General features: G+C 70.3%; 17 protein-coding genes and 2 pseudogenes. 11 read left to right on the top strand and 8 right to left on the bottom strand.

The annotated features are described in order from the left end of the window. Positions 1-142 precede the first annotated feature (142 nt). From OG299_RS07635 to OG299_RS07645, 3 genes are all read left to right on the top strand, one after another. Positions 143-766: a hypothetical protein gene (locus OG299_RS07635; RefSeq protein WP_327360996.1), complete on the top strand. Its 624-nt coding sequence runs from the start codon at positions 143-145 to the stop codon at positions 764-766. Between the two features lie 893 nt (positions 767-1,659). After that, positions 1,660-2,526, top strand: a complete 867-nt coding sequence (locus tag OG299_RS07640) for a papain-like cysteine protease family protein (protein WP_327360997.1) — start codon at positions 1,660-1,662, stop codon at positions 2,524-2,526. A 14-nt stretch (positions 2,527-2,540) separates the two neighbouring features. Next, on the top strand, positions 2,541-3,476 hold the full coding sequence (locus OG299_RS07645) for a hypothetical protein (protein ID WP_327360998.1): 936 nt from the start codon (positions 2,541-2,543) through the stop codon (positions 3,474-3,476). A gap of 409 nt (positions 3,477-3,885) precedes the next feature. Here OG299_RS07645 and OG299_RS42705 read toward each other — a convergent pair. Further along, positions 3,886-4,255: pseudogene (locus OG299_RS42705) on the bottom strand (IS701 family transposase); the annotation flags it as partial. A 339-nt stretch (positions 4,256-4,594) separates the two neighbouring features. Here OG299_RS42705 and OG299_RS07655 point away from each other — a divergent pair. After that, the gene (locus OG299_RS07655; RefSeq protein ID WP_327360999.1) at positions 4,595-5,848 is read left to right on the top strand and encodes an IS256 family transposase; all 1,254 of its coding nucleotides are present in this window, start codon (positions 4,595-4,597) and stop codon (positions 5,846-5,848) included. Positions 5,849-5,916: 68 nt separating this feature from the next. Further along, positions 5,917-6,477, top strand: coding sequence for a GNAT family N-acetyltransferase (locus OG299_RS07660; RefSeq protein ID WP_327361000.1), 561 nt, complete (start codon positions 5,917-5,919; stop codon positions 6,475-6,477). Positions 6,478-6,967: 490 nt separating this feature from the next. On the opposite strand, the gene OG299_RS07665 is transcribed toward OG299_RS07660, so the two are convergent. Together OG299_RS07665 and OG299_RS07670 are read right to left on the bottom strand one after the other, a co-directional pair. After that, on the bottom strand, positions 6,968-7,882 hold the full coding sequence (locus tag OG299_RS07665) for an SDR family NAD(P)-dependent oxidoreductase (RefSeq protein ID WP_327361001.1): 915 nt from the start codon (positions 7,880-7,882) through the stop codon (positions 6,968-6,970). A 62-nt stretch (positions 7,883-7,944) separates the two neighbouring features. After that, complete coding sequence (locus tag OG299_RS07670; protein WP_327361002.1) at positions 7,945-8,904, bottom strand: 3-oxoacyl-ACP synthase III family protein; 960 nt, start codon at positions 8,902-8,904, stop codon at positions 7,945-7,947. 292 nt (positions 8,905-9,196) lie between these two features. Here OG299_RS07670 and OG299_RS07675 point away from each other — a divergent pair, with 292 nt between their 5' ends. Beyond that, a complete protein-coding gene (locus OG299_RS07675; RefSeq protein ID WP_327361003.1) occupies positions 9,197-9,814 on the top strand; it encodes an HtaA domain-containing protein in 618 nt (205 codons plus the stop codon). A gap of 177 nt (positions 9,815-9,991) precedes the next feature. Then, positions 9,992-11,842 (top strand): acyl-CoA dehydrogenase family protein, encoded by a 1,851-nt coding sequence (locus tag OG299_RS07680; protein ID WP_327361004.1) that lies wholly within the window; start codon positions 9,992-9,994, stop codon positions 11,840-11,842. A gap of 84 nt (positions 11,843-11,926) precedes the next feature. Here OG299_RS07680 and OG299_RS07685 read toward each other — a convergent pair whose 3' ends face one another. The 3 genes from OG299_RS07685 to OG299_RS07695 all read right to left on the bottom strand — a co-directional run bounded on the left by OG299_RS07685 (position 11,927) and on the right by OG299_RS07695 (position 14,542). Continuing rightward, positions 11,927-13,153, bottom strand: coding sequence for a beta-ketoacyl-[acyl-carrier-protein] synthase family protein (locus tag OG299_RS07685; protein WP_327361005.1), 1,227 nt, complete (start codon positions 13,151-13,153; stop codon positions 11,927-11,929). Then, positions 13,150-14,163 carry an acyl-ACP desaturase gene (locus OG299_RS07690; protein WP_327361006.1) on the bottom strand — a complete coding sequence of 338 codons (1,014 nt, stop codon included), beginning with the start codon at positions 14,161-14,163 and terminating at the stop codon, positions 13,150-13,152. The genes OG299_RS07685 and OG299_RS07690 overlap by 4 nt, the downstream gene beginning before the upstream one ends. Before the next feature lie 82 nt (positions 14,164-14,245). After that, positions 14,246-14,542 carry an acyl carrier protein gene (locus tag OG299_RS07695; RefSeq protein WP_327361007.1) on the bottom strand — a complete coding sequence of 99 codons (297 nt, stop codon included), beginning with the start codon at positions 14,540-14,542 and terminating at the stop codon, positions 14,246-14,248. 399 nt (positions 14,543-14,941) lie between these two features. On the opposite strand from OG299_RS07695, the gene OG299_RS07700 reads away from it, so the two are divergent. Continuing rightward, a complete protein-coding gene (locus OG299_RS07700) occupies positions 14,942-15,838 on the top strand; it encodes a class I SAM-dependent methyltransferase (protein WP_327361008.1) in 897 nt (298 codons plus the stop codon). 100 nt (positions 15,839-15,938) lie between these two features. On the opposite strand, the gene OG299_RS07705 is transcribed toward OG299_RS07700, so the two are convergent. Continuing rightward, the gene (locus OG299_RS07705) at positions 15,939-17,402 is read right to left on the bottom strand and encodes a cytochrome P450 (RefSeq protein ID WP_327361009.1); all 1,464 of its coding nucleotides are present in this window, start codon (positions 17,400-17,402) and stop codon (positions 15,939-15,941) included. Between the two features lie 1,011 nt (positions 17,403-18,413). Beyond that, positions 18,414-18,734 (bottom strand): annotated as a pseudogene (locus tag OG299_RS07710) (FAD-dependent oxidoreductase); the annotation flags it as partial. Between the two features lie 271 nt (positions 18,735-19,005). Here OG299_RS07710 and OG299_RS07715 point away from each other — a divergent pair. From OG299_RS07715 to OG299_RS07725, 3 genes are all read left to right on the top strand, one after another. Further along, positions 19,006-21,690 carry a SpoIIE family protein phosphatase gene (locus OG299_RS07715; RefSeq protein ID WP_327361011.1) on the top strand — a complete coding sequence of 895 codons (2,685 nt, stop codon included), beginning with the start codon at positions 19,006-19,008 and terminating at the stop codon, positions 21,688-21,690. Positions 21,691-21,836: 146 nt separating this feature from the next. Then, the gene (locus OG299_RS07720) at positions 21,837-22,982 is read left to right on the top strand and encodes an ABC transporter substrate-binding protein (protein ID WP_327361012.1); all 1,146 of its coding nucleotides are present in this window, start codon (positions 21,837-21,839) and stop codon (positions 22,980-22,982) included. A 105-nt stretch (positions 22,983-23,087) separates the two neighbouring features. Beyond that, positions 23,088-25,556 carry a SpoIIE family protein phosphatase gene (locus OG299_RS07725; RefSeq protein WP_327361013.1) on the top strand — a complete coding sequence of 823 codons (2,469 nt, stop codon included), beginning with the start codon at positions 23,088-23,090 and terminating at the stop codon, positions 25,554-25,556. Positions 25,557-25,582 lie beyond the last annotated feature (26 nt).

The following is a 25,582-nucleotide window of genomic DNA, read 5'->3' on the forward strand; positions in this document are numbered from 1 at the left end:
ACCGTCTGATCAACCGTCGGCGGACGGCTGTATTCCCCATGCGGCCGTCCGCCGGCTCCCTCACGGCACCGCACCTCCACCGCACCGCACCGCAGCGGTGGCGGCCACTCGCATCCCACCGCACCAGGGAGCACCACAACCGATGCGTACACGCCACAGCCTCCCCGGCCGTACCGGATTCGGGGTCCTGTTCCTCCTCCTCGCCCAGGCCGTGGCCCTGGCGACCCCGGCCCAGGCCCACGGCGACACCGTCAAGGTCGTGATCAACGGGCAGCGGGAGGGTCACCTCACCACCGACATCACCTGGGAGAACGACGGGGACGCCATCGAGGAGGCGGTCGCCGCCACGGTGAACGCGACCAGCGCGGACGGCAGCCGCGCGATGGGCCCCTGGAAGCTGGTCCGGGACGCGGGCACGCGCACCGGCTGGAGCACGGCCGAGGTCCTGCCGGCCGGTACCTGGAAGGTGCACGTCCACGTCGGGTTCCCCTCACTGGGACACGCCGAACGCGAGGTCTCCGTACCGGTCGTCGACCCGGCGCCACCCAGCACTTCCGCCGCACCCACCGCTCCCGCTCCTGCGAGCCCCTCGGGCACGGCCGTGCCCTCGGCCGCCGCATCCGCATCGCCCGCCCTGGCCGGCGGCGGCAGCACCTTCTCGTGGACCACGGCGGGCGTGGCCGTGGCCGCCCTCGCGGGGGCCGCTGGCGGGATGCTGCTGGTCCGCCGGGCCCGAGCCCGCAGGCAGGCGCGGGGCGACGGGTGAAGCGGTCGGTAACCAGGCCGTCGTGTGGCCCAGGCCTGCGTTCCACCAGCCCGTACGTGGCCGACTCCTCCGTCAGCGGCAACACCAGCGGCATCCAGCCGTACGCGGGCTGCTGGCACATCGGGGGCGACGAGCTCTACTGGTGGCCGGACCGTCCGACGAGCAACTTCTTCGCCGGCCAGATCGACGAGACAGCCGTCTACCCGTCGGCGCTGACCCAGGCCCAGATCCCAGAACCACTACAACGTGGTCAAGGGCCCCTCGGCCACGCTCACCAAGGTCACCGTGGCGGAGGACACCCATACCGACCAGGGCGCCCCGAGCGCCACTAACGGCACGTCCACCTCGCTTGCCGTGCGCGGCAACCCGGCGTACGAGACCTACCTGCGCTTCAACCTGCCGGCCGCCCCGGCCGGCCAGGCCCTGAAGGCCGCCGCACTCCAGGTCAAGACCTCGACCCAGACGGGCGTCGGCACGGCCGACACCGTCCCCGGTCCCGGTCACCGGCACCTGGAGCAGCGCGGGCACGACATTCACCACCAAGCCCACCCTAGGCACCACACCGCTCGGCACGTTCGCAACCATCCCCGACGGCTCAGCCGTCCACAGCGCCCAGCTGGCCACCGCCACACTCTCCGCGTCGCTGGGCACCAGCTACAGCATGGCCCTGACCAGCACGGGCACCGACCCGCTGTGGATCTGGTCCAAGGAATCAACGGCTACGGACGCCACGCCGCAGCTACTCCTCACCTTCGGCCCGAAGCAGCCACTCGACGGAGTGCGGGGCCGCCGAGCCAGGGGGCCGCAGCCGCGCCCCCCCCGGTATGTGTCCCGCACACCGGACGACCAGGTTGCCGGTCAAGCAAGTTCCCGCATTTCTCAGACCAAGGAGCATGATGCACAAACGTCGCGCGTCCCGCCGCAAGAAAGCTCTGATTGCCGCGAGCACCGCCTCACTCGCCGGCGGTCTGCTGTTCGGTTTCAACGCCCTCGCCCAGGCCGATGTGGTCAGCGGCACGGTCATCGGCGGGCAGGGCAACTACAAGACCGTCAACCACCGGGCCAAGCCGTCCCTCTCGGCCCAGGTGAACGGCTCCTCGAAGGTAGGCGACAAGATCCAGATGTCCTGCCGGACCACCGGCGACACCGTGGAGAACAACCCGCGGTGGATCTTCACCGGCTCGTACTACATCGCCGACACCTTCATCAACGAGAACACCACCGCCCTGCCGGTCTGCGGGTCCAATCCGAACCCGAACCCGAAACCGCCCACCCCCACGACGGCGAAGACGCTCAAGATCGACATGCAGAAGCAGGTCAGGACCCAGTGGTGCTGGGACGCCTCCGGCGTCACCATCGCCAAACACTGGGGCCGCTCCGTCAGCCAGGAGCAGTTCTGCCAACTCGCCGCCCAGGGCTCCTGGGTGGACTGCAACAACCAGCCCGCGACGCTGGAAGACATGGCCAACGGCCTGGCCAGGCTGGGTCTGAGCAACAGCGGCCGCAGCCTGTATCGCAACGCCTCGTTCAGCGAGTCGGCCGCCGAGATAGCCGCAGGCCGGCCGTTCGCCGTCCGGATCGGCTGGCGCACCGGCGGTGGTCACATGAACGTCATCTACGGCTACGACAGCGCCACCAACATGGTCGCGGTCGGGGACCCGTGGCAGACCACCCAGACCTACACCTGGTGGAACCACGCCACTTACGTGAACAACAACTCGTTCCAGTGGACCCACTCCCGCATCGGGATCCAGGGCTGAGGAGAAGACCGACCATGCAGACCACGCGACACACCAAGCACACGGCAGTCCGGGCCGCCGTCCTCGCCACGGCCGCGCTCGCCGCCGCCCTGAGCGGAATCGTTCCCGCACAGGCCGCGGAGGGCGACGGCATCGCGGGCTACCCGTCCGCCCAGCAGGCCGTCCGGAGCGACCAACTCCGCGACACGGTCTCCCGCTTCCTGGTTTCGGCCCGGCAGCACGGCACGGGCCCCGGCGCGGACGGCGGCACCGTCGGCACCCCCGGCAACGCACCCGCCGCGGTCGCCGCGCCGCCCGGGTTCGATCTCAAGGACCCGGTGCCGATGTTCGAGATCAGCCCCGAGTTCGTGACCGGCAAGACCCAGGCGACCCCGCAGACCGCGATCCGGCTCTCCTACCTGGCCTCCCGGGTGACCGCCTCCGACGGCAAGAACGCCGCCGTACTGCTCGCACCCAAGGGGAACACCCCTAACACCGGAAGCAGCCCGCAGAACGTCGGCGCCGAGGGCTGGCAGCTGGCCGGCATCCGGGACGGGGACGCCGAGGTCGGCTTCGCCGAGCGCGGCACTCCACAGGCCCGTACCTTCACGGAGCCACAGATCCACGCCTGGTACCGGCTCACCGCCGAAGGCATGGTCGAGCCGCTCAACGAGGAGGCGAACAGCGGCCTCGGCGGAAAGCGCGGCATCACCCTCGCCGCCTACCAGAAGCTGGTCACCGCCCGCTACGGCGACAAGATGCCCGGCTCGGAGTACGACCGCAAGGGCCTGGCCGGCGGGTACGGCGGCCTCGTGGAGGACCAGCCGGAGCAGGTCGCCGCCGCATCCGGGAAACCGGCGACGGAGGCGTCCTGGCAGCCGATCTCCGCCACCGGGGCCGCAGCCCTGGCGGCAATCGCCGGTGCGGTGGTGTACGCGCGCCGCCGACGGCCGGCCGCCGCCGTGCGCTAACCGCACGGATCCACCCGGCGTCGGTCCACAGGGATACGTGGGCCGGCGCCGGTGCAACTTCCGGGGGCGCGGCGCGCTGCCGAGGGCCTGTTCCGCCGAGGAGATCGTGCGCCGCGTAAGCGGTGGCGCCGTGTCTCTGGTGGTGCGGGGCGGAGCGAGTGCCGCGGCGCAGGGGGAGGCGCATCCTACGTCGCTCTCGGGTACGCGGAGATGTGATCACAAGCGGGGCAACGTTTCGCTTCGCATACCCCACCGGAGATGTGATCGTTCCTGACCTCAAGGTCTCGAACCGCCGTGCCGGGCCGGGATGCTCCAGTCTCGGTGGTAGCGGCAACCTTCGACCGCGCAATCCCGGACCGTACGAATCCGACGTCCAGACTCCGCAGTTCGCGGACGATCCGGTAGAGGCTCAGGCCGACGCCGTTTCTTTGGGGGCTGCCAGCCACTGGAGGGTGCAGAAGGCGTGTGCGACGGACACGCGGGTGCCGTGGTGGTGCCAGCCGCCCCAGGTGCGGCCCTCGAAGTGGGCCAGTCCCAGGGCCTGTTTCATCTCGCGGAGTCGTGCTCGATGCGCCAGCGAAGTTTCGCCAGGCGGACCAGGGTGGTCAGCGGGGTGTTGGCGGGCAGGTCGCAGAGCCAGAACTGGACAGGTTCGCCCTGGTCGGCGGGCTACTCGGCCGGGAGCCAGCAGTCGGGCAACTCCGGGCCGTCAGCGGCTTGACGGACTCGCCGGCGGGCCGGATCCGCAAGGCCACGAACCGCGCGTACATGAGCCTTCCGATACGGGCCGGGAGGCCATCGGACCAGCCCCCGCCGTCAGGCCCGTAGGTCAGCATCGGCGGGACACAGTCCGGTCCGATGCTGAGTTTTTGCTGACCCGGGCACCCACAGCAGCCGTTCGACCTGCGGAAACGCCCAGATGTCAGGTGTTGGACTTGATCATGGTGCGCAGCATTTACAACTCCTAAAAGACGGCTCCCTGCCAGCTTTCTGCGAGCAATGCTCAAGGCCTGTGGATCGGCCTCGGGTTGGCACGCGAAGGGCGTACCTTCCCGAATGATCCTGTGATGGTCATCGAGTAGGCCGACGTTCGCTGCGTCGGTCGGGAAGGCACGCCCGTGCTCACGGTAGTCAACGAAGACGGAACGACGCCACATGGCTCCCTGATTGACGAGATCGTCCGCGAGGGCGCGAGGCGGATGCTGGCGGCCGCCCTGGAAGCGGAAGTCAACGCCTATATATCCGAGTTGGCCGATCAGCGGGACGATTCCGGCCGCCGTCTGGTCGTGCGCAACGGCTTCCACCAGCCGCGGAGGGTGACGACCGCGGCCGGGGCGATCAAAGTGAAGGCCCCGCGGGTCAACGACAAGCGCGTCGACGAGACGACGGGCGAGCGCAGGCGGTTCCCCTCGGCGATCCTGCCGCCCTGGGCGCGTAAATCCCCGAAGATCAGCGAGGTGCTGCCGCTGCTCTACTTGCACGGTCTGTCGTCCGGTGACTTCGTGCCCGCGCTGGAGCAGTTCCTCGGCTCTTCCGCCGGCCTCTCACCCGCGACCATCACGCGGCTGACCGCGCAGTGGCAGGCCGACCACAAGGCGTTCATGGACCGCGATCTGTCCGCCACGGACTACGTCTACGTCTGGGCCGACGGTGTTCACCTGCGCATACGCCTGGAAGAGGCGAAGGCCGCCGTCCTGGTCATGGTCGGCGTGCGGGCCGACGGCACCAAGGAACTGATCGCGATGACCGACGGCTACCGCGAATCTTCCGAGGCATGGGCGGGACTACTGCGGGACTGTGCCCGCAGGGGCATGCGGGGCCCTGTCCTGGCCGTCGGCGACGGGGCGCTCGGCTTCTGGAACGCGTTGAACGAGGTGTTCCCCCAGACCCGCCGTCAGCGGTGTTGGGTGCACAAGACCGCGAACGTCCTCGATGCGTTGCCGAAGTCGGCCCAGCCCGCGGCCAAGCGCGCGATCCAGGAGATCTACAACGCCGAGGACAAGGAGCGTGCGGCCAAGGCCGTCGCCGCGTTCGCCAAGCAGTACGCGGCAAAGTACCCCAAGGTCGTCAAGCGGATCACCGACGACGAGGAGGAACTGCTGGCGTTCTTCGACTTCCCCGCCGAGCACTGGATCCACCTGCGGACCACGAACCCGATCGAGTCGACCTTCGCCACTGTGCGCCTGCGGACCAAGGTCACCAAGGGTGCCGGCAGCCGGGCCGCCGCCCTGGCCATGGTCTTCAAGCTCATCGAGTCAGCCCAGGAACGCTGGCGGGCCGTGAATGCACCCCATCTCGTCGCACTGGTCCGGGCCGGCGCCCGCTTCGAGCGGGGCGTCCTGGTCGAGCGATCCGAGGCCCGCGCGGCATGAACACCACCGCCTGCCACAGGTCGGAAAATCGGTGGCAGGCCCGGCCCACCCGTGGTGAAGATCGCGGCATGGCCAACTTCCTGGAGACCGACCGGCTCGTCCTGCGCGCGTTCACGGCGGCCGACATCGACCACCTGCTCGCCCTGGACAACGACCCCGAGGTCATGCGCTTCATCAACGGTGGCCGCCCCACAAGTCGGGAGTCGATCGAGACAAGGACCCTCCCCCGGCTCCTGCACGACTGCCCATGCTGGAAGACCCGCGGCTACTGGGCCGCGCAGGAGAAGCCCACCGGCTCCTTCCTGGGCTGGTTCGAGTTCCGGCCGTTGGAGGAGCACAGCCCCGCCGTGGTCGAACTCGGTTACCGGTTGAACCAGGTGGCATGGGGGCGTGGCTATGCCACCGAGGGGTCCCGGGCCCTGGTCCACAAGGGGTTCGCGGAACTGGGGGTCGAGCGGGTCACGGCGAACACGATGGCCGTCAACAGCCGTTCACGTCGCGTCATGGAGAAGTCGGGCCTGTCCTTCGTCCGGAACTTCACCGGGGACTGGCCGGAGGCGATCGAGGGCTCCGAGCACGGTGAAGTCGAGTACGAACTCACCCGGACCGAGTGGGAACAGCCTCGATAGACATCAACGGCCCCATCCACAACTCTTGACAATTACTCGCTTTCTGCAGGTCAAGGGCGCTATGCGCTCTACACGGGCGCTCGTCGAGACGAAGATGAAAAGGAACATCGACGCCCTCTGCCGAGAAGGCTCGCAGCCTGCGCTTCTGCGCCAACCAGGCTGTTGTTGCACCGCCCACCAGGCGTCACATCGGACAGCCCCTCGGAATGCTCAGGGACTGATGCTGATCAGATGCTGACTTACCTGACAATGCATCAGGCTCATGGGGGTGCGCAGGACGACCGAGCCGGCGGTGGTAGGCATTCGGGCTTCGGTGCTCCGAAGCTCTCCGCGCAGGTCGAGGCCGTGATGCGCGGTACGTGCAGCGCACTGACGCTCGCTTTTCCCTCTGGCCGGGCCATCAGGGCCGGGCCCATGCGAGGGGCGACCGCTGACGCCCGCGCCTTCCTCCCGGGCTGGTCTGTGACCGGGCTGGGCGGATGAGCCGAGGTCATGGGAAGGACTTCCCCTTTGCCCGTTGGGGCAGCCCGCACAGGGTGCTCAGTAGCCGTGAAGCGGCCTGCGGCCCCGAGAGGCCCAGCACGAGGCGCTTGAGCGGGTCACTGATCGCGAACGGGAGGGAGGCGGTCAAGGGCGCGGCCAGGCGGGCATCCGTCCCCACGGTGTATCGGGCTCTGGGCCGACGGGCGGTCAGGGCTTGGTGCACGATGGCGGCGGACCGTTCGGGGCTGGACAATCGTGTCGGATCGCTCAGCGCTGCTGCGGTGTTTCGGTAGCAGTCGGTGAAGCGCGTTGAGACGCCGCTTGGCGGTGTGAGTGAACGGACCGCGTCCTCCAGCAGGCCCGTCGCATGGAAGCCGTGCTCGATCAGCACGACTTGTACCCCGGAGCCGGCCAGTTCCATGCGCAGTGCGTGGGTCAGGGCGGCGGACGCGGCCCTGCTGGCGCCGTACCATCCGCCCAGCGGCAGTACTGAGTGCCCAGCCGCCGAGGAAAGGTTGACGATCCGTCCCCGACCGCGGCGGCGCATCGCGGGCAGCGCCAACCGTGCGATGCGCATCGGGGCGAAGGTGTTGATCTCCATGAGGTAGCGCGCTGTTTCCTCGGTGACATCCTCCACGGCTCGTGCCACTGCGAATGCGTCGGCGTTGACCACGGCGTCGGGGCCGCCGTTTGTGCGGTCGGCGATGTCCTGGAATGCCGCCTCACAGGCGGCGGGGTCGGATACGTCCAACGCTGTCGCGCGCATTTCGAGACCTTCCGCCCGGACTCGCGTCGACAGCGTGTGTGCTTCGTCCGGCGTGCGGGCGGTGGCGAACACGTCGTAGCCGGCCTGGGCCAGCCTGAGGGCAGCGGCTTGGCCGATGCCGTTTCCGGCACCGGTCACGAGCACACTGGTGGTCATCGGCGCCTCCTCATTCCCATCGTGGTCGGACGTTACTGCCCTGACTTGCCCCGCACCCTGGTTCAGAGGCGGATGATCGTGATGCCGGCGCTGAAGCCGCTGGCGAAGCCGATCAGGGAGACCAGGTCCCCCGGCCCGACGCGGCCGATGTCCTGCGCCCGTGCGAGTTGCAGGGGAAGGGACGCCGAGGCGGTGTTGCCGTGGTCGGCGACCGTGAGCATGCACCGCTCCGCCGGCAGGTCGAGGGCGTGGACGGTCTCGTGGAACTGGGCCACGGAAATCTGGTGGATGGCGATGAACGCGCTGGACCTGACCAGCTCGAATTCGCCCTCGTAGGCGGCCAGCGCCGTTGTGGCGTGCTGCCGGCCCGCCGCTGCCATGTCGCCATGCATCTGTACGTACGTGGGCTCGTCGTCGCCGGGCCGCCAGTTCATCGATCCGCCGGCCCGAACGGTGCAGACTTCCCAGCCGGTGGATTCGGCGCTGAAGCGCGCGGTGAGGATGCCCGGGTCTCGCTCGCCTGCCGGTCCCGCCGTCAGGAGCATCGCGGCGCCGGCGTCGCTGACGGTGTAACCGACGGCGGCCCTCTGCAGTGTCCGGACGTCGGGCAGGTGCCAGCGGGTCCCCAGGGTGGGGGTCTCGCCGCAGGTGATGAGGATCGTGCGGTGCTGGCCCGTTTCGATGAGGGCGCGTGCGACCTGGAGGGCGTTGAGGACGCTGTTACAGGCGTTCTTCACGTCGAAGACGGGGCAGCTGGCGCCGAGTTTGGCGGCGACGATGTGCGCGGTGGCGGGCTCGAGGAGGTCCTGGCAGGAGGAGGCGAACAGCAGCAGGTCTACGTCCTTGAGCTCCATTCCGGCCGTGGCGAGTGCTTTGGCCGCGGCCTCGACCGCAAGGTCGGACGCCTGCTGGTCCTGCTCTCTGACGTACACGCCTCGTACGCCGGTGAATCGCTCAAGCAGGCCGCGTGGGGGGACTACGGGGCTTTGCGCGGCGGCGATCTGGGCTCTGGTCTGTTCCATGCTGCGGTATTGGGAGGGCAGGTGAACTGCCGTCGCCATCAGGCGGGCTCGGGTTGAGCAGGTCATCGCGCCACCGTAGCCACGCCACTGCTCCCGGTCATCACGCCTTAACTCGGACGAGGTGGAATGAACGACTGAGCGATTTCCCCTCGGGCTTGTGCAGCGGATCGCAATGCCGGTCGTACGGGGAGCCGCCGAGCGGGAGCGCGCCTTTCACCCTGCGGGCAGGCACATAAGAGTGATCATTGTGGGTCGCGCGGTGCGTATCGAACAGTGGATCGTTACAGGGGGCATGAGGATTTTCAGCTCCAAGAAGCGCGTTGTCCTGCTGTCCCTCGCGGCGACGGTGACCATCGCCGTCGCCGCCGTCCAGGCCGGCGCCATCGGCACCGACCTCCACGTCCGCGGTAAGAGCATCTTCTGTCTGACGCCCGAGGCCGCACAGGCTCTGGCGGCGAAGGACATCAAGCTCCTGCCCATCGCACCGGCAACTACTTCCGGCAACTGCGTCACGCAGCCGGGAGACGGAACGATGTCTCCCGACGTCACCAGCGCCGATATCCCGCTGGCCGGCGGTATCAGGTTCGAGAGCGCCGAACACCGCCTGGACGTCACCAACCTGCGCGGTCACGTCCGGATCGGGCAGGGCTCTACGAGTGCGGATGTCGCCCAGGACAGCGGCGCGGCGAAGAACATCGACTTCCTGCACTGGCCCATTTCACTGAGCAGGGTCTCCCTGACCCCGACCACGGCGAGCATGAAAGACAATCCGGTGACGCTCACCGCCGCGGGAGTGGCGGCCTTCACCCGCGCCTTCGGGGGCAGCCCCACCTCGGGCGACGCCCCGCTGTTCATGTTCGAGGGGAAGGGGGAGCTCACCAACCCGTTCGGTGCTCTCCCCAAGCCGTAGCGCGCCCCACAGCAGCTGTGGTCCAAGTGGTGGCGTCTACGGCCCGCTCATTCGCGGCGCGGGCGGGGCGCCACTGCAACGGATACTGGCTGAAGGCGGTCCATCGCGGTTCTCGGCTGAGCCAGTGTGGGCAGCGCGGGCGCGTGTCCGCTCATGTGGCCGTTTCGTTGAGCGGGCATGAGTGCGATGACAGATGTGGCGCCGACCGTGAGCACCTCGGAGAGTCTGCGGTCAGTGCTGTTCGGCCCGGACGAGAGAGACCTGCACGAGCCGTGGCGGAAGCTGCTCTCCACTGCGCCCTTCCGCCGCCGTGTTGGGATGTCCGCGCAGGAGCATCTGCGGTGGGTGTACGAGCGGGTGCGGCTGCTCAACGCTGCGATCGAGGATCCGCTGGCTCTGGTGAGGGAGCCGGCCCGGCTGGCCGGCTTGCATGAGTGGCTGACCTTCGTCGATCCCACACTGGCCGCTGTGACCACGATCCACTACAACCTCTTCCTGGGCAGCTTGCAGGCGCACAGCTCCCAGCGGCCTCTGGATCTGGACCCGTTCATCAGCATGCGGCAGCTGGGCACCTTCCTGCTGACGGAGGTCGGGCACGGCAATGACGCCGGGGCGCTGGAGACGACCGCCGTCTATGACCGGGCCACGGACACCTTCACCCTGCGGACCCCGAACGCGGGGGCGCAGAAGTTTCTGCCCAACACCAGTCCCATCGGGGGCCCGAAGACGGGCTTGGTGGGGGCCCGGCTCTTGGTGGAGGGACGTGACGAGGGGGTCTTCCTGTTTCTCGTGCCTCTCACCGACGGACGAGGTGTGCTGCCCGGCATCCGGGTGCGGCGCCTGCCTGCCCGGCTGGGCAGCCCACATGATCATTGCCTGACCTCCTTCGACCGGGTGCGGCTCCCCCGGGCGGCGATGCTGGGCGGTGTGCACGGCCGGATCACCGACGGCGGGGCCTTCACGAGCGACGTACCCGAGCGGCACCACCGGTTCATGACGTCCATCGACCGCATCATGACCGGCCGCATCTGCCTCAGCGCCGGCACCGTCGGCGCGAGCCGGGCCGGGCTCACAGCGGCTGTCCGCTACGGCCGTAACCGGCAGATCACCGGTGTCACCGAGTCGAGCAGGCTGGCGGTGTTCGCCCTGCGTAGCCATCACGGCCCGCTGGTCGAGGCGATCGCCACGGTGTACGCAATGAACATGCTCTACCGCGAAGCCACCCGGCGCTGGAGCGAACGCGACCGCACCGACCAGGCGGCGCTGGGGCAGGCGGCGCGGTTCGTGTCGGTCGCCAAGGCGTGGATCACCTGGCAGGGCCGCTCCGTCGGCGCGCAGGTCAGGGAGCGCTGCGGGGCGCAGGGGCTGCTGGTGAACAACGGCATCGTCGAGCAGCTCATGGCGGTGGAGGGCGCGATCACCGCGGAAGGCGACAACCAGGCCATCATGGTCCAGGCCGCCACCGAGCTCCTCCTGCTCCACCGGACCTTGCCCGCTCCCGCCGGCAGCGGGCAAGGGCGCGCCCTGAATGATCCGGGGTTCGTGGACGAGCTCCTGGCAGCGGCGGAGGGCATCTGGCTGGAGCGGGCCCGGCTCGCCCGGCGCGCTGCTCCCGCCGAGGCCCTGGCCCGGCGCAACCATGCCATGGGCCCTGCCCTGCGTGCCGTTGACGTGCACGGGCACCGTCAGGCGGCACGGGTGCTGGCCGGTGCCCTGACGGGGATGCCGGCCTGTACGGCCAGGGAGCTCCTGGGTGACGTTCACCTGCTGTTCGCGCTGCGGGGTGTGGCCGCCCACAGTGGTGACTTGCTGCGGCACGGGTTCCTGAACGCGGAGCATGTGGATGCGCTGCCCTTGGTGATGGAGCGGCTGGTGGCTTGCCTTGCCGGGCACGCCGAGGTATTGGTGGACGCGTTCGCGGTGCCGGAGGCGTACTTCGAGGGGATGCCGATCGCGTCGGGTGACTACCTCGCCGCCTACGACGACCCGGGCGGTCCCTGGCACCGCGGCGATCCGGTAGCGGGGTAGGCGCTGGGTTCCTGCCACGCCGTGGATCACTGCCGGTCCCGGCCCGGCAGGAGCGGGCTGGTCTGGGCCTGGGCTGGGTTGTTGTCAGGGCGCGGCGAGTAGCAGAGCCGCGTTCTGGCCTCCGAAGCCGCAGGACGTGGAGAGGGCAACGTCGAAGGCCACCGGGCGGGGTCGGCTGGTGACGATGTCCATCTCGCGCCCGGTGTCCTGTTGGACGAGGTTGGCTGTGGGCGGGATTTCCTGCCGCTCCAGGGCCAGGACGGTCAGGGCCGCCTCGATTGCCCCGGCGGCCCCCAGCGCGTGTCCGATGATGCTCTTGGTCGCGGTGACCGGGGGCGGTGCGTCGGTGAAGACGCGCAGCAGGGCGAGGGCTTCGGCGGTGTCACCGAGGCGGGTGGCGGTCCCGTGGGCGTTGATGTGGCCGACGTCGCCCGGGGTGCAGCCGGCGTCGTCCAAGGCGTGGCGGATGGCCTGTTCGGCACCGTGGCCTTGGGGGTGGGGCGAGGTGGGGTGGTGGGCGTCGGCGGAGGCGCCGTAGCCGCGCAGCCAGGCGCGGATGTTAGCGCCGCGTCGGCGGGCGTGGTCGGCGGTTTCGAGGACGAGGACGGCCGCGCCCTCGCCGAGGACGAATCCGGCGCGGCCGGTGTCGAAGGGACGGCAGGCCTGTTCGGGGAGTTCGGTCCGGGTGGACAGGGCCCGCATCTGTGCGAAGCAGGCGGCGGACATGCGGGAGCGCGCGGTTTCGCTGCCGCCTGTCAAAACGACGTCGCAGGCGCCGCTCACCAGGAGGTCGCGGGCCACACCGATGGCGGTGGTGCCGGACGCGCAGGCGCTGGAAACGGTGAAGTTCGGGCCGCGGGCACCGGTGTCGATGGCTACCTCGCCGGCCACCATGCTCGGCACGCTGCGGGGCAGCCCCAGCGGGGACACTGCCGTGGGGCGGCCCTCGCCGAGACGGGTGAACTCCGTGACATAGGTCTGCAGGCTGTTCGCCCCCACCCCGAGGACAACGGCCACCCGTTCAGGGCGAGCGGCGATCTCCAGGTGTGCGTCGGCCACGGCGCGGCGGGCCGCGACCAGGCCCAGATGCGCGAAGCGGTCCAGTCGGCTGGCCAGCCGCAGCCCGAACTCGGCCATCGGATCGAAGCCGGTGACGCTGCAGGAGATGTCGACCGGCAGATCTGCGAGATCGGAGTCCTTGCGGGCCAGCGACCGGCCTGCGGTCATCGTCTGCCAGATGTTGTCGGCGTCGTGACCGGCTGGTGTGACCAGGCCCAGGCCCGTGACGGCGACGCGAGCGCGCGGGGTCACCGGCTTCCCTCCTTGCCGCCGCTCTGCGCGGGGAGTCGTACGGGCGGTGCCGGTGGGGTGGAGAGGTGCTCCCGCTGTCCGATGCGGGTCCGCAGCTCGGCAAGGCGCCTCGCCTTGTCCCGGAGGATTTCCAGGTGGCGGCCGATGCGCTCGCGGGCGTGCTCGCCTCGGGGGCCCAGGTCTGCTCGCTCCATGACGCGCAGGGTGCGCAGCAGAGGGAGCAGGACGTGGTCGTGGTGGATGCCCAGGTCGTAGATGCCGGCGGCGGCGATCCGCGCGGCCCTGGCCTTGAAGCCGGGAATGGTGTGGCCGGGCATCTGGAAGTCGCAGATGACATCGGCCAGAGCCGCGAGGAAGGTGTCGGGGGCCAGCTCGGCAAGCTCGGCGCACAACCCCCGGTAGAAGACCATGTGGAGGTTCTCGTCCGCCGCGATCCGGCTCATCAAGCGCATGCCGTGCGGCTCCCCGCAGGCGTGGCCGGCGTTACGGTGCGCCTCGCGGGTGGCCAGCTCCTGGACCGCGACGTAGGCAAGGCCGTGCGCGAGGCTGGGCTGGGTGCCGCGGTAGCCGGTGGCGACGTGCGCCATGCGGGAGCGCTCGAGCTGGATGGGGTCCACGCCGCGTACCGCGTGGAGGTAGCCTCGCAGCGCCTCGGCATGCCGGCCTTCCTCGGCGGTCCAGCGGTGGACCCAGGTTCCCCAGGCGGAGTCCCGGCCGAAGCACGAGCCGATCTCGTGGTGGTAGCTGGGGAGGTTGTCCTCGGTGAGGAGATTGACGACCAGAGCGTCCCGTACGGCGGGTGGCAGTGGCGACTGGCCGGGCTGCCATGGCTCACCGTCCAGGGGGCCGTCGAAGTCCCGCGCCAGGCTCCAGGGAACGTACTGGTGGGGGAACCACTCGGTGGCCGCCTCCAAGTGCCGGTCCAGGTGGCGGGCGACCGCGGGCTCCAGTTCGCGGAGCAGGTCGAAGTGCCCGTGCGAGGACGGCGCGGGAATACGGTGGTCACTCATCGCCGGAATGTTGCACCTTCCGCCTGCAACGGCGCGGGCATGCCGACGCGGCGGCCAAGCCGGGCGTCCTGTTGGCGCCCTGTCATGAGGTGGGGACCGGCGTGGCCGTTGCGGTGCCGCCGGCGGCCGCGGCGTCCTTGACGACCTGGGCCGCCGTGCGCAGAGTGCTCGCCGGGGAGAGGTCCATCAGCCGGTCCAGGAGCTCGCCGCCGCTGCGCTCCTCGAGGACCACCATGAGTTCCATCAGGGCCAGGGAGTCCAGGCCGAGATCGTCGAAGGTGGCCGTCGGATGCAGCAGGTCGCGCGGCACCCCGAAGAAATCGTGCACCAAGTCGGCGAGCGCCGCCTCATCCATGTCCTTGACCGCTGTCTCCGCCATCGCCTTGCCCCTGATCTTCGACGTCACTCTCGCCTCACCAACCCCGCGCGACCGGGAAAGTCACGCACGAACGACGTCAGGAGCCGACAGGGCGTACCCGTGCCGGCGTGCTCGGCGGCCGTTCACCACCGACGCTTCCCGAAGGGAAGCCGCGATCCGAACCTGTGCCCGAGCGTCCACCTTTCAGGTGACGGCAGCTTGATCGTGCCGAAGCACGGATGCCACGGTTGCGGGCGTGCCGCGGCCGCCCCGGAAGTTGCGGCGAGCGCAAGCACGCAGGAGGGCGGGGCTGTCCAGCGGAGGCGTGGTGCCGGTCAGGGCGTCCAGCCAGTCTGGGAACCCGCAAAGCGGATCTCCGCAGACGACCACGTCAGCAGCCCCACCGAAGGCAGGTAGAGCGTGACCACTACAACGGGCGCGACAGCTCAGGACATCCGCTTCCACTACGACGTCGGCAACGACTTCTACGCCCTGTGGCTCGACGACACCATGGCCTACTCCGCAGCGCTGTGGGAGAACCCCGACGCGGACGAGACCGACACCGCTGTCCTGACGGCCGCGCAGCGGGCCAACCAGCGCCTCCACCTGGACCGGGCGCCGGTTGCTCCGGGCGGCCGACTCCTGGACGTGGGCTGCGGATGGGGCGGCATGCTCTCCCTCGCCGCACATGACGCCCACGTCGGCGAGGCGACCGGGCTCACCCTCAGCCCAGCACAACTCGCCCACGTCAACTCCCTCGGTCTTCCCCGGGTCGAGGTGCGGCTCGAGGACTGGCGCGACCACGCTCCCGAGCGTCCCTACGATGCGATCGTCTCCCTCGAAGCCTTCGAGGCTTTCGCCGGCCCTGACCTCACCACCGCCCAGCGCATCGCGGCGTACACGGAGTTCTTCGCCCGCTGCCACAGCTGGCTGATCCCCTCGGGCACGTTGTCCCTGCAGGTCATCGCCTTCGACAGCGGAGTCGACGGATCGGGCCCCGTCGGCGCGTTCTTCACCCGCGACGTCTTCCCCGCGACGATCCTGCCGCGCCTGTCCGAAGTCGCAGCGGCCTGCGACCCGTATTTCTCGCTGACCGCCGCCCACAGTGACACCCCCGCCTACATCCGCACCTTCCGCGCCTGGTCCGCGCGCCTGCTCCGCAACCGTGACCAAGCCCAGGCCATCGTCGGCGCGGCCACCTACCAGCGCTACCGCGTCTACCTCAAAGCCTGCGAAGTCCTCGCCCACCGCGGAGACCTCACCGTCTACCGGATCGTGATGCGGCGCCGCCCCCAGCCACTCCACCTTCAGGCATAGCCGCCCTCGCCTTCGAGCAGCCGTGCCCGGGCGCCGGCCCTGGGGGCGGCCGGGCGTAGGCGGCCGCCCTGGGGCTGGGCGACTGCTGGAGTTGCCGTACTCAGGTCGCGGGTGGCTGCTCGGAGACCCTCTGCGCGCCGATACCGGCGCCCACGCGCGGTGAGGCCGTCATGATCAGGCGGTTCGGCCGGGTGACCACTCCCGGCACAGCACGTACCCGGCGGCCGGCCTCCGCTGGTCGCAGCTGGAATCGTGCGGCCAGCGCTGCCAGGGCGATCGGGGCGATGAGGGCGGCGAAGGGGGCGCCGATGCAGCGGTGCGCCCCAGTACTGAAGGGCAGGTAGGCGCTGCTCAGGGCCAGCGGCGTGGCGTCTGACGGCCAACGGTCCGGGTCGAAGGTGTGCGGCTGGGGGTAGTGGCCCGGGTCGCGGTGGATCCCGTACACGTTGATCAGGACCTCGGCGCCACGGGGGAACCGGAACCCACCGACGCTCACCTCGCGCAGTGCGTTACGGGGCAACACGGGTACGGGGTACAGGCGCAGGACCTCCATGACGGCCTTGGTGGTGAGGGGCAGGTGCTCCAAGAGCTTCTCCGGCAGCGAGCGTCCGCTGTTGAACACGGCATCTGCTTCGGCCTGCACAGCCTGTTCGGCGCGCGGGTGGCGGGCCAGCTCGTGCCAGGCCCAGGCCAGCGTCACGGCGGTGGCCTCACTGGCGGCGACCAGCAAGGTGACCAGCTCATCAACCACAGCTGCACGCGAGATGCGGGCCGGGCCCCGGGCCGGGCACGCGGCCCCCTCCAGCAGGCTCAACACGTCGTCCCCGCCCTCGGCGGGCATGTGGCGGGCCGGCAGGTCCGCCACCACCTGCCGCAAACGGTGGGTCGCCCGCCGGCGGGCAACGAATTCCGGGGTGGGCAGCGCCGGGCTCCATGCGGGTGCCAGCATGCGCAGCAGGACGCCCTTGGAGAGCGGGGCCGCCTTGGTGGCCAGCCAGGAGACCGTCTCCTGGTCCGTGTGGGACCGAAAGAGGCAGCGGACGGTGATGTCGGCGCTGAGCCGCAACATCTCCAAGTCCAAGTCCAAGTCCAAGTCCAGACCCGGGCCCGAGCTCGGGCCAGAGAACATGCGTCCAGCATACTCGGAGGCGACTTCACAGATCAGCGGAGTGATGCGGGCGAGTGGCAGACGGCCGAAGGCGGGAGCCAGAATCCGGCGGTGCTCGCGGTGCTCCCGGCTTTCCAAGCTGAGCAGCCCATCGCCTGTTACCGGCCGGAAGCCCCGGATCACCCGCTTGCGGCCGAAGGCCTGCCTCTTGTCGCCCAGGATTTCCTGCGCCAGATCCCCGTCACTGACCACATACTTGGTCACCGCGCCGACCTGGAGTTTCACCACCGGGGCGCCGGCGCCCAGCTCCGCGAGCGTCGACAGCAACCCGTGGCGTAGCAGGGGGAGATGGCCCAGCGGCCCCCAGTGTCCGGGCGCCCGGGGAATGTCAAGGCCCCCTTCGGACGGGTGGGCTACGTCGTACGCTTCGCTCGTCTCTGCCTGGCCCGTGATCACGGATCCCCAACGCGGCAGACACCAAGGAAGTTACCGGTGTGCCGCCCGAGACCGTCCCAGAAGTTGCAGGACCCGCAGTAGTTGCGGCCCTCGCAGAGGGGGGCTCATGCATCAGCAGGTAAACCTGTGTTCATCATAGCCGCAGGCTGTAGGGAGAAGATTCGCAGCCCCTCAACAGGCTCACCAACCTCTCGCAGACCTCATCGCTTCGCAGCTGGACAGGCATTGGGACCAGACCAGTGGCACCCGGAACCCCGCGATCACGCACAACCCATATCTCGCACGCGGAAGATGCCTTCGTCAGCCGCCCGGCCAGAGCCACAACCCGCTGCCCGCCTGGGACGAAACAAGCCACCTCCCAGAGGCCAGCATCGACAATTCGAGCAGCCTTGGCAGCTCTGCCACGGTGCCGATGGGTTCGGTGTATCTCCTCGATGGACTTGCGCCCCATCCATCCGGTACATCGGTAATGGGTATTCCTTTACCGAGCAGGTTCGAGGCGAAGTAGTGCCGATCTGCGTAAGGCGCTCGATCGCGTCGTCCCGCGTGTCGTCATCGGACTCCTCGCGCTGCTTTGCCGGCGCGTCCCCGAACCGGATCGTGTACGGGTGCGGGCAACGGGTGAGCCTGGTGCAGTAGCAGCCCTTGCAGCAGGACCCATGCCGCGGGCGAGCCCTCGGCCCACGTATCGAAGCTGCCGAGCGGAGGCCGGGGGGACATGCAGAGGGGGGTGCGCAGAGGACCGAAGGTCGGCATTGGCGGAACGGCAAGCCGGTCTCCCGCTGAGTGTCTGCTGACCTGAGCCCCGTCGCCATGCCGCTGACCTGCGAAAACGTCCAGATGTCAGATGTAGGACTTAAACATGGTGCGAAGCATGCTAATACTCCCGATATGTCTGCTCCCTGCCTGCTCATTGCAGGTCAAGTGCGGTCTCCGCAGATTACAAGCATTCGCATGTTCGGTCAGCTTTCCCCGAGTCTTTCAGGACGCACGCTGACCGAGTTGACCTGCTCACCCGGCCTGCTGGTAGCCCGCCATGAGGTCGACGAAGCTGTGCGGAGCCTTGTCGTCGAAGCACAGCTCATGGTTTCGGGCGGCCTCGGCGGCAGCGGCAGCGCTCCGCGGGAACAGGGCTTCCTCGTACGCGGTGAGCGCCGCCTCGATGTCGTCCGGGTGCGCGGCGATGGCGTTGCCGAGCTCGGCGCCGTCGTACAGGGCGAGGTTGGCGCCCTCACCGGCGAACGGTGACATCAGGTGCGCGGCGTCGCCGAGCAGCGTGACGTCGAGCATCCGGTGAGGGCGCGAAGTCTGTTGCCGTTTCGGCAACAACCGAAGTGATCCACCGGGCCGGAGCATCCGCCCGGTGGCGGGCTTCGGCGGGCGATCTCCAGCGCTGCGGCTGCGGACCGTCGCCGCCCGCTGCCGACAGCCCGCGGAGGTTGGAAGATGGATTATGAGCAACTATCGGGGAGCGGTCCGGCGCTGGCTGCTCGGCTCGGCCACGAGCCCCTCCGCTCCCCCGCGGAGTCCCAGCTCAGGGCACCCCCAGGGGCATCAGGAGCACGCCCGGCCCCCCAAAGGGAAGGCGCGGCGGCCGCAGCGGATGTCCTCCCTGCTGAGCGTGCGCAGCGTGGCCGGCGAGGTGTTCCTCCTCCAGCTGGCCGTCGTGGTGCTTCTCGTCGCCGCCGCGGTCGTGGCGCTCGTGGTGCAGGCCCGCAGCTCCGCCATGCTGGACGCCCGGCACCGTACCCTCGCCGCCGCCGGAACGTTCGCGGAGTCTCCGGGGATCGTCGCCGCCCTGCGCAGCCCCCACCCCAGCGCGGTGCTCCAGCCGAGCGCCCAGGCAGCCCGGAAAATCTCCGAGGTCGACGGCATCAACGTGTACACGCTCGACGGGGTCACCCTCGCCCACAGCGACCCGCGGCAGATCGGCAAGCGCGTCGTCGGCCCCTTCGCCAAGGCGGCGGCCGGCAAGTCCTTCACCGAGACGTTCGCCGGGTCCCTGGGGCAGTCCGTGGTCTCGGTGGTCCCCGTCAAGGACGCCGACGGCAGGGTCATCGCCGTCGTCTCCTCCCCGGTCACGGTCCAGAACGTCCAGAGCATGGTGAACGGGCAGCTGCCGGTCGTCCTCGGCAGCGCAGCCGCGGTGCTCGCCCTGTCGGCGGGCGGGACGGCCCTGGTGAGCCGTCGGCTGCTGCGCCGCACCCACGGCCTGGGACCGGCCGAGATGACGAGCATGTACGAGCACCACGATGCGGTGCTGCACGCGGTGCGAGAGGGCGTACTGATCGTCGGCGGCGGCGGACGGCTGCTGCTGGCCAATGACGAGGCGCGGCGGCTGCTGGATCTGCCGGCGGACGCGGAGGGGCTCCCGGTCACGGAGCTGGGTCTGGAGGAGGGGATCGCCGGTCCGATCGCATCGGGCCGTTCCGCGACCGACGAGCTGCACATGGCGGCCGATCGGCTGCTGGCGGTGAACATCCGGCCCACCGCCCCTTACGGGAAGGCCGGGACCGTCGTCACGCTGCGGGACACCACCGAGCTGCGGGCGCTGTCGGGCAGGGCCGAGGTGGCCCGCGAGCGGCTGAAGCTGCTGTACGACGCGGGGGTGCAGGTCGGAACGACACTGAACGTGGAGCGCACCGCGGAGGAACTGGCGGAGGTGGTGGTCCCGCGGTTCGCCGACGTGGCCACGGTGGACCTGCTGGACCCGGTACTGCGCGGCGAGGAGCCGCCCGAGGCGAACACCGAGATGCGCCGCACCGCCGTCGTCGGCCTTCAGGGCGACCACCCGCTCTCACCCGTCGGCGAGCTGATCAGGTTCGCTCCCACCGGTCCCATGGCAGCCGGGCTGGCCGGCGGGCATGCGGTCCTGGAGGCGGACCTGCGCGCCACCCACCGCTGGCGGGCCCAGCACCAGGCCAACGCCCTGCAGATCCTGGACCGCGGCATCCACTCCCTGATCGTCGTGCCCCTGCGGGCCCGGGGCGTGGTGCTGGGGATGGCCGGCTACTGGCGCGGGCAGGACTCCCCGCCGTTCGACGAGGAGGACGTGTCCTTCGCCGAGGAGCTGACCGCCCGGGCGGCGCTGTCCGTCGACAATGCCCGCCGCTACACCCGCGAGCACAACATGGCCGTGACCCTGCAGCGCAGCCTGCTGCCGCGGGGCGTACCGGAGCAGTCCGCCGTCGAAGTCGCGCACCACTATCTGCCCGCCCAGGCCGGAGTCGGCGGTGACTGGTTCGATGTCATCCCGCTGCCCGGCACCCGAGTGGCCCTGGTGGTCGGCGACGTCGTCGGCCACGGTCTCCACGCCGCCGCCACCATGGGCCGCCTGCGCACCGCCGTGTACAACTTCTCCACTCTCGACCTGCCCCCGGACGAACTCCTGAGCCACCTGGACGAGCTGGTCGCCCACATCGACACCGACGGGCAGGAGTGGCAGGGGATCACGGGAGCCACCTGCCTGTGCGCCATCTACGATCCCGTCTCGGGGCAGGTGACCGCCGCCAGCGCCGGGCATCCGGGACCCGCTCTGGTCCGCCCCGACGGGGCCGTGTCCTTCCCCGAGGTGCCGGTCTCCCCGCCGCTGGGCCTGGGTGCGGGCATGCCCGTGGAGACCACGACGCTCACCCTGCCCGAGGGCTCCCGGCTGGCCCTCTTCACCGACGGGCTGATCGAGAGCCGCGACCGTGATCCCGACGCGGGCCTGGCGGCGCTGCGGGCCGCCCTGGCCGGGCCCGCCCGCACCCCGGAGGAGACCTGCACCGCGGTGATCGACGCGATGCTGCCCGCCAGGCCCAGCGACGACGTCGCGCTGCTGGTGGCCCGCACCCGCCGACTGGACCCCGCGCGCGTCGCCGAATGGGACGTGGCCCCCGACCCCGCGGCGGTGTCCCCGGTGCGCAACGCCTGCGCCCGCCGACTGGCGGAGTGGGGCCTGGAGGACATTGCGTTCACCACGGAACTCATCCTCAGCGAGCTGATGACCAACGCCGTCCGCTACGGCACCGAGCCCATCCGGGTGAGGCTGCTGTACGACCGCTGCCTGGTCTGCGAGGTCTCCGACGGGTCCAGCACCTCCCCGCACCTGCGCCGGGCCGCGGACACCGACGAGGGCGGCCGCGGCCTGTTCCTCGTCGCGCAGTTCGCCGAGCGCTGGGGCACCCGCTACACCGCCCGCGGCAAGATCATCTGGAGCGAGCAGGCGCTCCACGAGGGGGCCGTACCGGCCGCGATGGATCTCGGCGAGGCGCTCCTGGCCGCGTGGGACGACGAGGGGTTCTGAGAGGGCGGTGCTGAGGGGTTCCCAGAGGGCGCCGCTACGGCAGCCGCAGGGAAGACGGCGGACACCACCGTCCGGGACTGCGCCGCCGAGGCTGCCGAACGTACGCTGGCCTCGATCGGTACGCGACCGCCCGTTTTGGAGCCTTTGTGCCCACACCCCGTCTCCGGACAGCCTTCGTCGCCGCCTTCCTGGCCCTCTCGGCGGCGCCCCTCGGCGCCTGCGGAGACAAGCACGTCGCCGCGCCCAGGGCACCCGCGGTCGCCACCTCCGCGGCGGACGCCGGCGGCATGGCGGCACTGACCGCGGCGGCGAAGAAGGAGGGCTCGCTCAACACGATCGCGCTCCCGCGCGACTGGGCCAATTACGGCGTACTGATCGACGGCTTCGAAAAGAAGTACGGGATCAAGGTCTCGGTGGAGAACCCGGACGGTGCCAGCCAGGACGAGATCAACGCCCTGAAGGAGCACAGGGGCGACGGCCGCGCCCCCGACGTGATCGACGTGGGGGGCTCGTTCGCGCAGACAGCGGCCCGGGAAGGCCTGCTCGCCCCGTACGAGGTCGCCGCGTTCGACCGGATCCCCGAGGCACAGAAGGACAAGCACGCCCGCTGGTACAACAACTACGGCGGCTACGTCTCGATCGGCTGTGACGCCAAGCGGGTGAAGACCTGCCCCTCGACCTTCGCCGATCTGCGCAAGCCCGAGTACAAGGGCCAGGTCTCGCTCAACGGCGACCCCACCGAGTCCGAGTCCGCCTTCGCCGGCGTGTACGCGGCGGCCCTGGCGAACGGGGGGTCCTTCGACGACGTCCAGCCCGGAATCGACTTCTTCGCCGAGCTCAGCAAGAACGGCAACTTCACCCCGGTCCAGTCCTCACCGGACACGATCGCGAAGGGCCAGACCCCGATCAGCATCGACTGGGACTTCCTCAACCTCGGATACGCCGACCAATTCCGCGAGAAGGGCGTGGACGTCGACTGGCGGACCGCCATCCCCTTCGACGGCAGTTTCGCCGAGTACTACGCGAACGGGGTGAACAAGGACGCCCCGCACCCCGCGGCGGCACGTCTGTGGCAGGAGTACCTCTTCAGCCCGGAAGGCCAGAACATCCGGCTCGGCGCCTACGCACGCCCCGTCCTCATGGACGCCATGGCGCAGGACGGCACCCTCGACAAGGCCGCCGCGGCGAAACTGCCGACGGTCGAGGGCACGCCGACGTTCCCGACGAAGGCGCAGACGGAGAAGGCGAGACGGACCGTCGACCGCAACTGGGCCAAGGCCGTCTCGGGCTGACTGCCGCGGGCGGTCCCGACCCATGCTGCACAAGCGGTGACGCAGAGCGATAATTGCACGGGTAGGGCAGGAGTCGTTCCGCAGATCCGGAAGTGGGGCGCAGCGATGCACGACCCGGTGTTCCACGATGCCTCCGGCGTGCTTTCGGATGCGGACGACGACACGTACGCGCTCCTCGACGCGCGCGGCGTGGTCATCGGCTGGGGCCCGGGGGCGCAGCGGCTGCTCGGCTACACGGCCCGCGAGGTGCACGGGTGGCGCGGGTCGGAGCTGCTGGCCGGGCGTACGGAGCTCGGGCACGCGGTCCTGCGGCACCGGAGCGGGCGCGGGGTCGAGGTGGCGCTGTACGCGCGTCCCATGGTGTCCACGGCCGGTGACCGGCAGTGGCTGATCCAGGCGACCGACACCGACGCCACGCGCCGGCACGAGCTCAGCGAGGCCCTGATCAGGGGGCTGTTCACCGAGTCCCCTTTCCTCATCGACGTCTTCGACACGCAGCTGCGCTTCATCGCGCAGAACGACGCCCTGCGGCGCGGCGCGGGATTCGCCAACGAGGAGTTCGTCGGGCGCACGATGTCCGAGGTGGCACCGCCCGATCTGCTGGACATGGCGGCCCTCGAGGCGCGGCAGCGCCACGTCCTGGAGACCGGCGAGGCGCTGGTCCAGACCGAGGTGCGGGGCCTGTTGCGGGGTGATCCAGACCGGGAGCACGTCTGGTCCGAGACGATCCTGCCGCTGCGCAGCAGCTCCGGCGAGCTGATCGCGCTCGCGCACACCGTGGCCGACGTGACCGAACGGGCCCGGGCCCGCGAGCGGTTGGCACTGGTCAACGATGCGAGCACGCGCATCGGCACCACGCTGGACGTCCTGCACACGGCGCAGGAGCTCGTCGACGTGGCCGTCCCGGAGTTCGCCGACCACGCCTACGTCGACCTGCCCGCCCCGGCCCTCGGCGGCGGGGAGCCGCTCGTCGGCCCGGTGGGCGAGGCCGTGACCCTGCTGCGCGCGGCGACTTCCTCCGCACCCGGAATCCCGGTGAAGGCGGTCGTCGCGACGGGCGATCCCGACCCTTTCACCACCGGGCCGGGCTCCCTGTTCACCCGGGCCATGGCCAGTGGCGAACCGCTGCTGCTGACGGGCGAGGAGCTGATCGCGGAGCTCGCCCCCGTCGACCCCCGGCAGGCCGAGCGGGTCCGTTCGTACGGAGTCCACTCCTGGCTGCTCGTACCGATGGCCGCCCGCGGGGCGGTGCTGGGCGCGGCGGTCTTCGTACGCCACGCGCGCGCCCCCGGGTTCGAGCCGGACGACGTGCTCCTGGCCGAGGAGATCACGGCGCGTGCGGCGGTGTGCATCGACAATGCGAGCCGCTACACGCGGGAGCGGACGGCGGCCGTGGCCCTGCGGCGCAGCCTGCTGCCCCAGCGGCTGCCCGTCCTCGGAGCCTTGGAGGCGGTGACGCGCTACCTGCCCGCGCACGGCCACGCGGAGCTGGGCGGGGCCTGGTACGACGTGATCCCGCTGTCGGGAGCCCGGGTGGCGCTGGTGGTGGGCGACGCGCAGGGACACGGCCTGAACGCCGCGGTGACCATGGGCCGGTTGCGCACCGCCGTACGGACCCTCGCGGACCTCGACCTCTCCCCCGACGAGCTGCTCTCGTACATGGACGACCAGATCCACCGGTTCGTGGACGAGCACGACCAGGACGAGTTCAGCAGCCCGCGCCCCGGCGGGGCGGCCGGGACGACCTGCGTGTACGCCGTCTTCGATCCGATCTCGCAGCAGTGCGCCGTGGCCTGCGCGGGCCATCCGCCGCCGGTGCTCGCCCGGGTGGGCGGCGAGCCCGCCATCGTCGCGCTGCCCGCCGGGCCTCCCCTGGGCTTCGGCGGATCTCCGTTCGAGAGCGCCGAGCTGACGCTGGACGACGGGGACGTACTGGTGCTGTACACGCACGGCCTGGTCGCGGCGCCCGACCGGAGCGTGGACCTCGGCCTCGAACGGATCCCGGAGGCGCTGGCGGGCATCCCGCTCGCCGCGCCGTCCGGACCCGGGCGCCGTGGGAACGGGCTGGACGAGGCCTGCGACGCGGTGATCGGCCGGCTGCTCCCGGTGCTCCCGCAGGACGACGTGGCGGTGCTGATGGTGCGTCTCCACGCGCTGGACGCGGGACACCACGTCACATGGGACCTGCCCGCCGAGCCCGAGGTCGTCGGCCGCGCCCGTACGCTCGCGACGCGCCAGCTGACCGTATGGGGCCTGGAGGAGCTGGAGTTCCCCACCGAGCTGGTGGTCAGCGAGCTGGTCACCAACGCGATCCGCTATGGGAGTCCGCCGATCCAGCTGCGCATGATCCGCGACCGCGAGCTGATCTGCGAGGTCTCGGACGGCAGCAGCACCTCCCCGCACGTCCGGCGCGCGGAGGAGACCGACGAGGGAGGGCGCGGGCTGTTCATGGTGGCGCAGCTCGCCCAGCTCTGGGGCACCCGCTACCACGCCCGCGGCAAGACGATCTGGGCCGAACAGCCCTTCCCCGAGGGGTTCCTGGAGGAGGCCGAAGCCTCCCCCAGGAGGGGCTGAGCGCCGTGCCGCGTGTGCGGAAGAGA

This window comes from Streptomyces sp. NBC_01296, assembly GCF_035984415.1.
Classification (GTDB): Bacteria; Actinomycetota; Actinomycetes; order Streptomycetales; family Streptomycetaceae; genus Streptomyces.

Bases quoted from the DNA above. Each gene is read 5' to 3' on its own strand.
- OG299_RS07635 (WP_327360996.1), top strand. From the start codon at position 143: ATGCGTACACGCCACAGCCTCCCCGGCCGTACCGGATTCGGGGTCCTG.
- OG299_RS07640 (WP_327360997.1), top strand. From the start codon at position 1,660: ATGATGCACAAACGTCGCGCGTCCCGCCGCAAGAAAGCTCTGATTGCC.
- OG299_RS07645 (WP_327360998.1), top strand. From the start codon at position 2,541: ATGCAGACCACGCGACACACCAAGCACACGGCAGTCCGGGCCGCCGTC.
- OG299_RS07660 (WP_327361000.1), top strand. From the start codon at position 5,917: ATGGCCAACTTCCTGGAGACCGACCGGCTCGTCCTGCGCGCGTTCACG.
- OG299_RS07665 (WP_327361001.1), bottom strand. From the start codon at position 7,882: ATGACCACCAGTGTGCTCGTGACCGGTGCCGGAAACGGCATCGGCCAA.
- OG299_RS07670 (WP_327361002.1), bottom strand. From the start codon at position 8,904: ATGGAACAGACCAGAGCCCAGATCGCCGCCGCGCAAAGCCCCGTAGTC.
- OG299_RS07675 (WP_327361003.1), top strand. From the start codon at position 9,197: ATGAGGATTTTCAGCTCCAAGAAGCGCGTTGTCCTGCTGTCCCTCGCG.
- OG299_RS07680 (WP_327361004.1), top strand. From the start codon at position 9,992: ATGAGTGCGATGACAGATGTGGCGCCGACCGTGAGCACCTCGGAGAGT.
- OG299_RS07690 (WP_327361006.1), bottom strand. From the start codon at position 14,163: ATGAGTGACCACCGTATTCCCGCGCCGTCCTCGCACGGGCACTTCGAC.
- OG299_RS07695 (WP_327361007.1), bottom strand. From the start codon at position 14,542: ATGGCGGAGACAGCGGTCAAGGACATGGATGAGGCGGCGCTCGCCGAC.
- OG299_RS07715 (WP_327361011.1), top strand. From the start codon at position 19,006: ATGTCCTCCCTGCTGAGCGTGCGCAGCGTGGCCGGCGAGGTGTTCCTC.
- OG299_RS07725 (WP_327361013.1), top strand. From the start codon at position 23,088: ATGCACGACCCGGTGTTCCACGATGCCTCCGGCGTGCTTTCGGATGCG.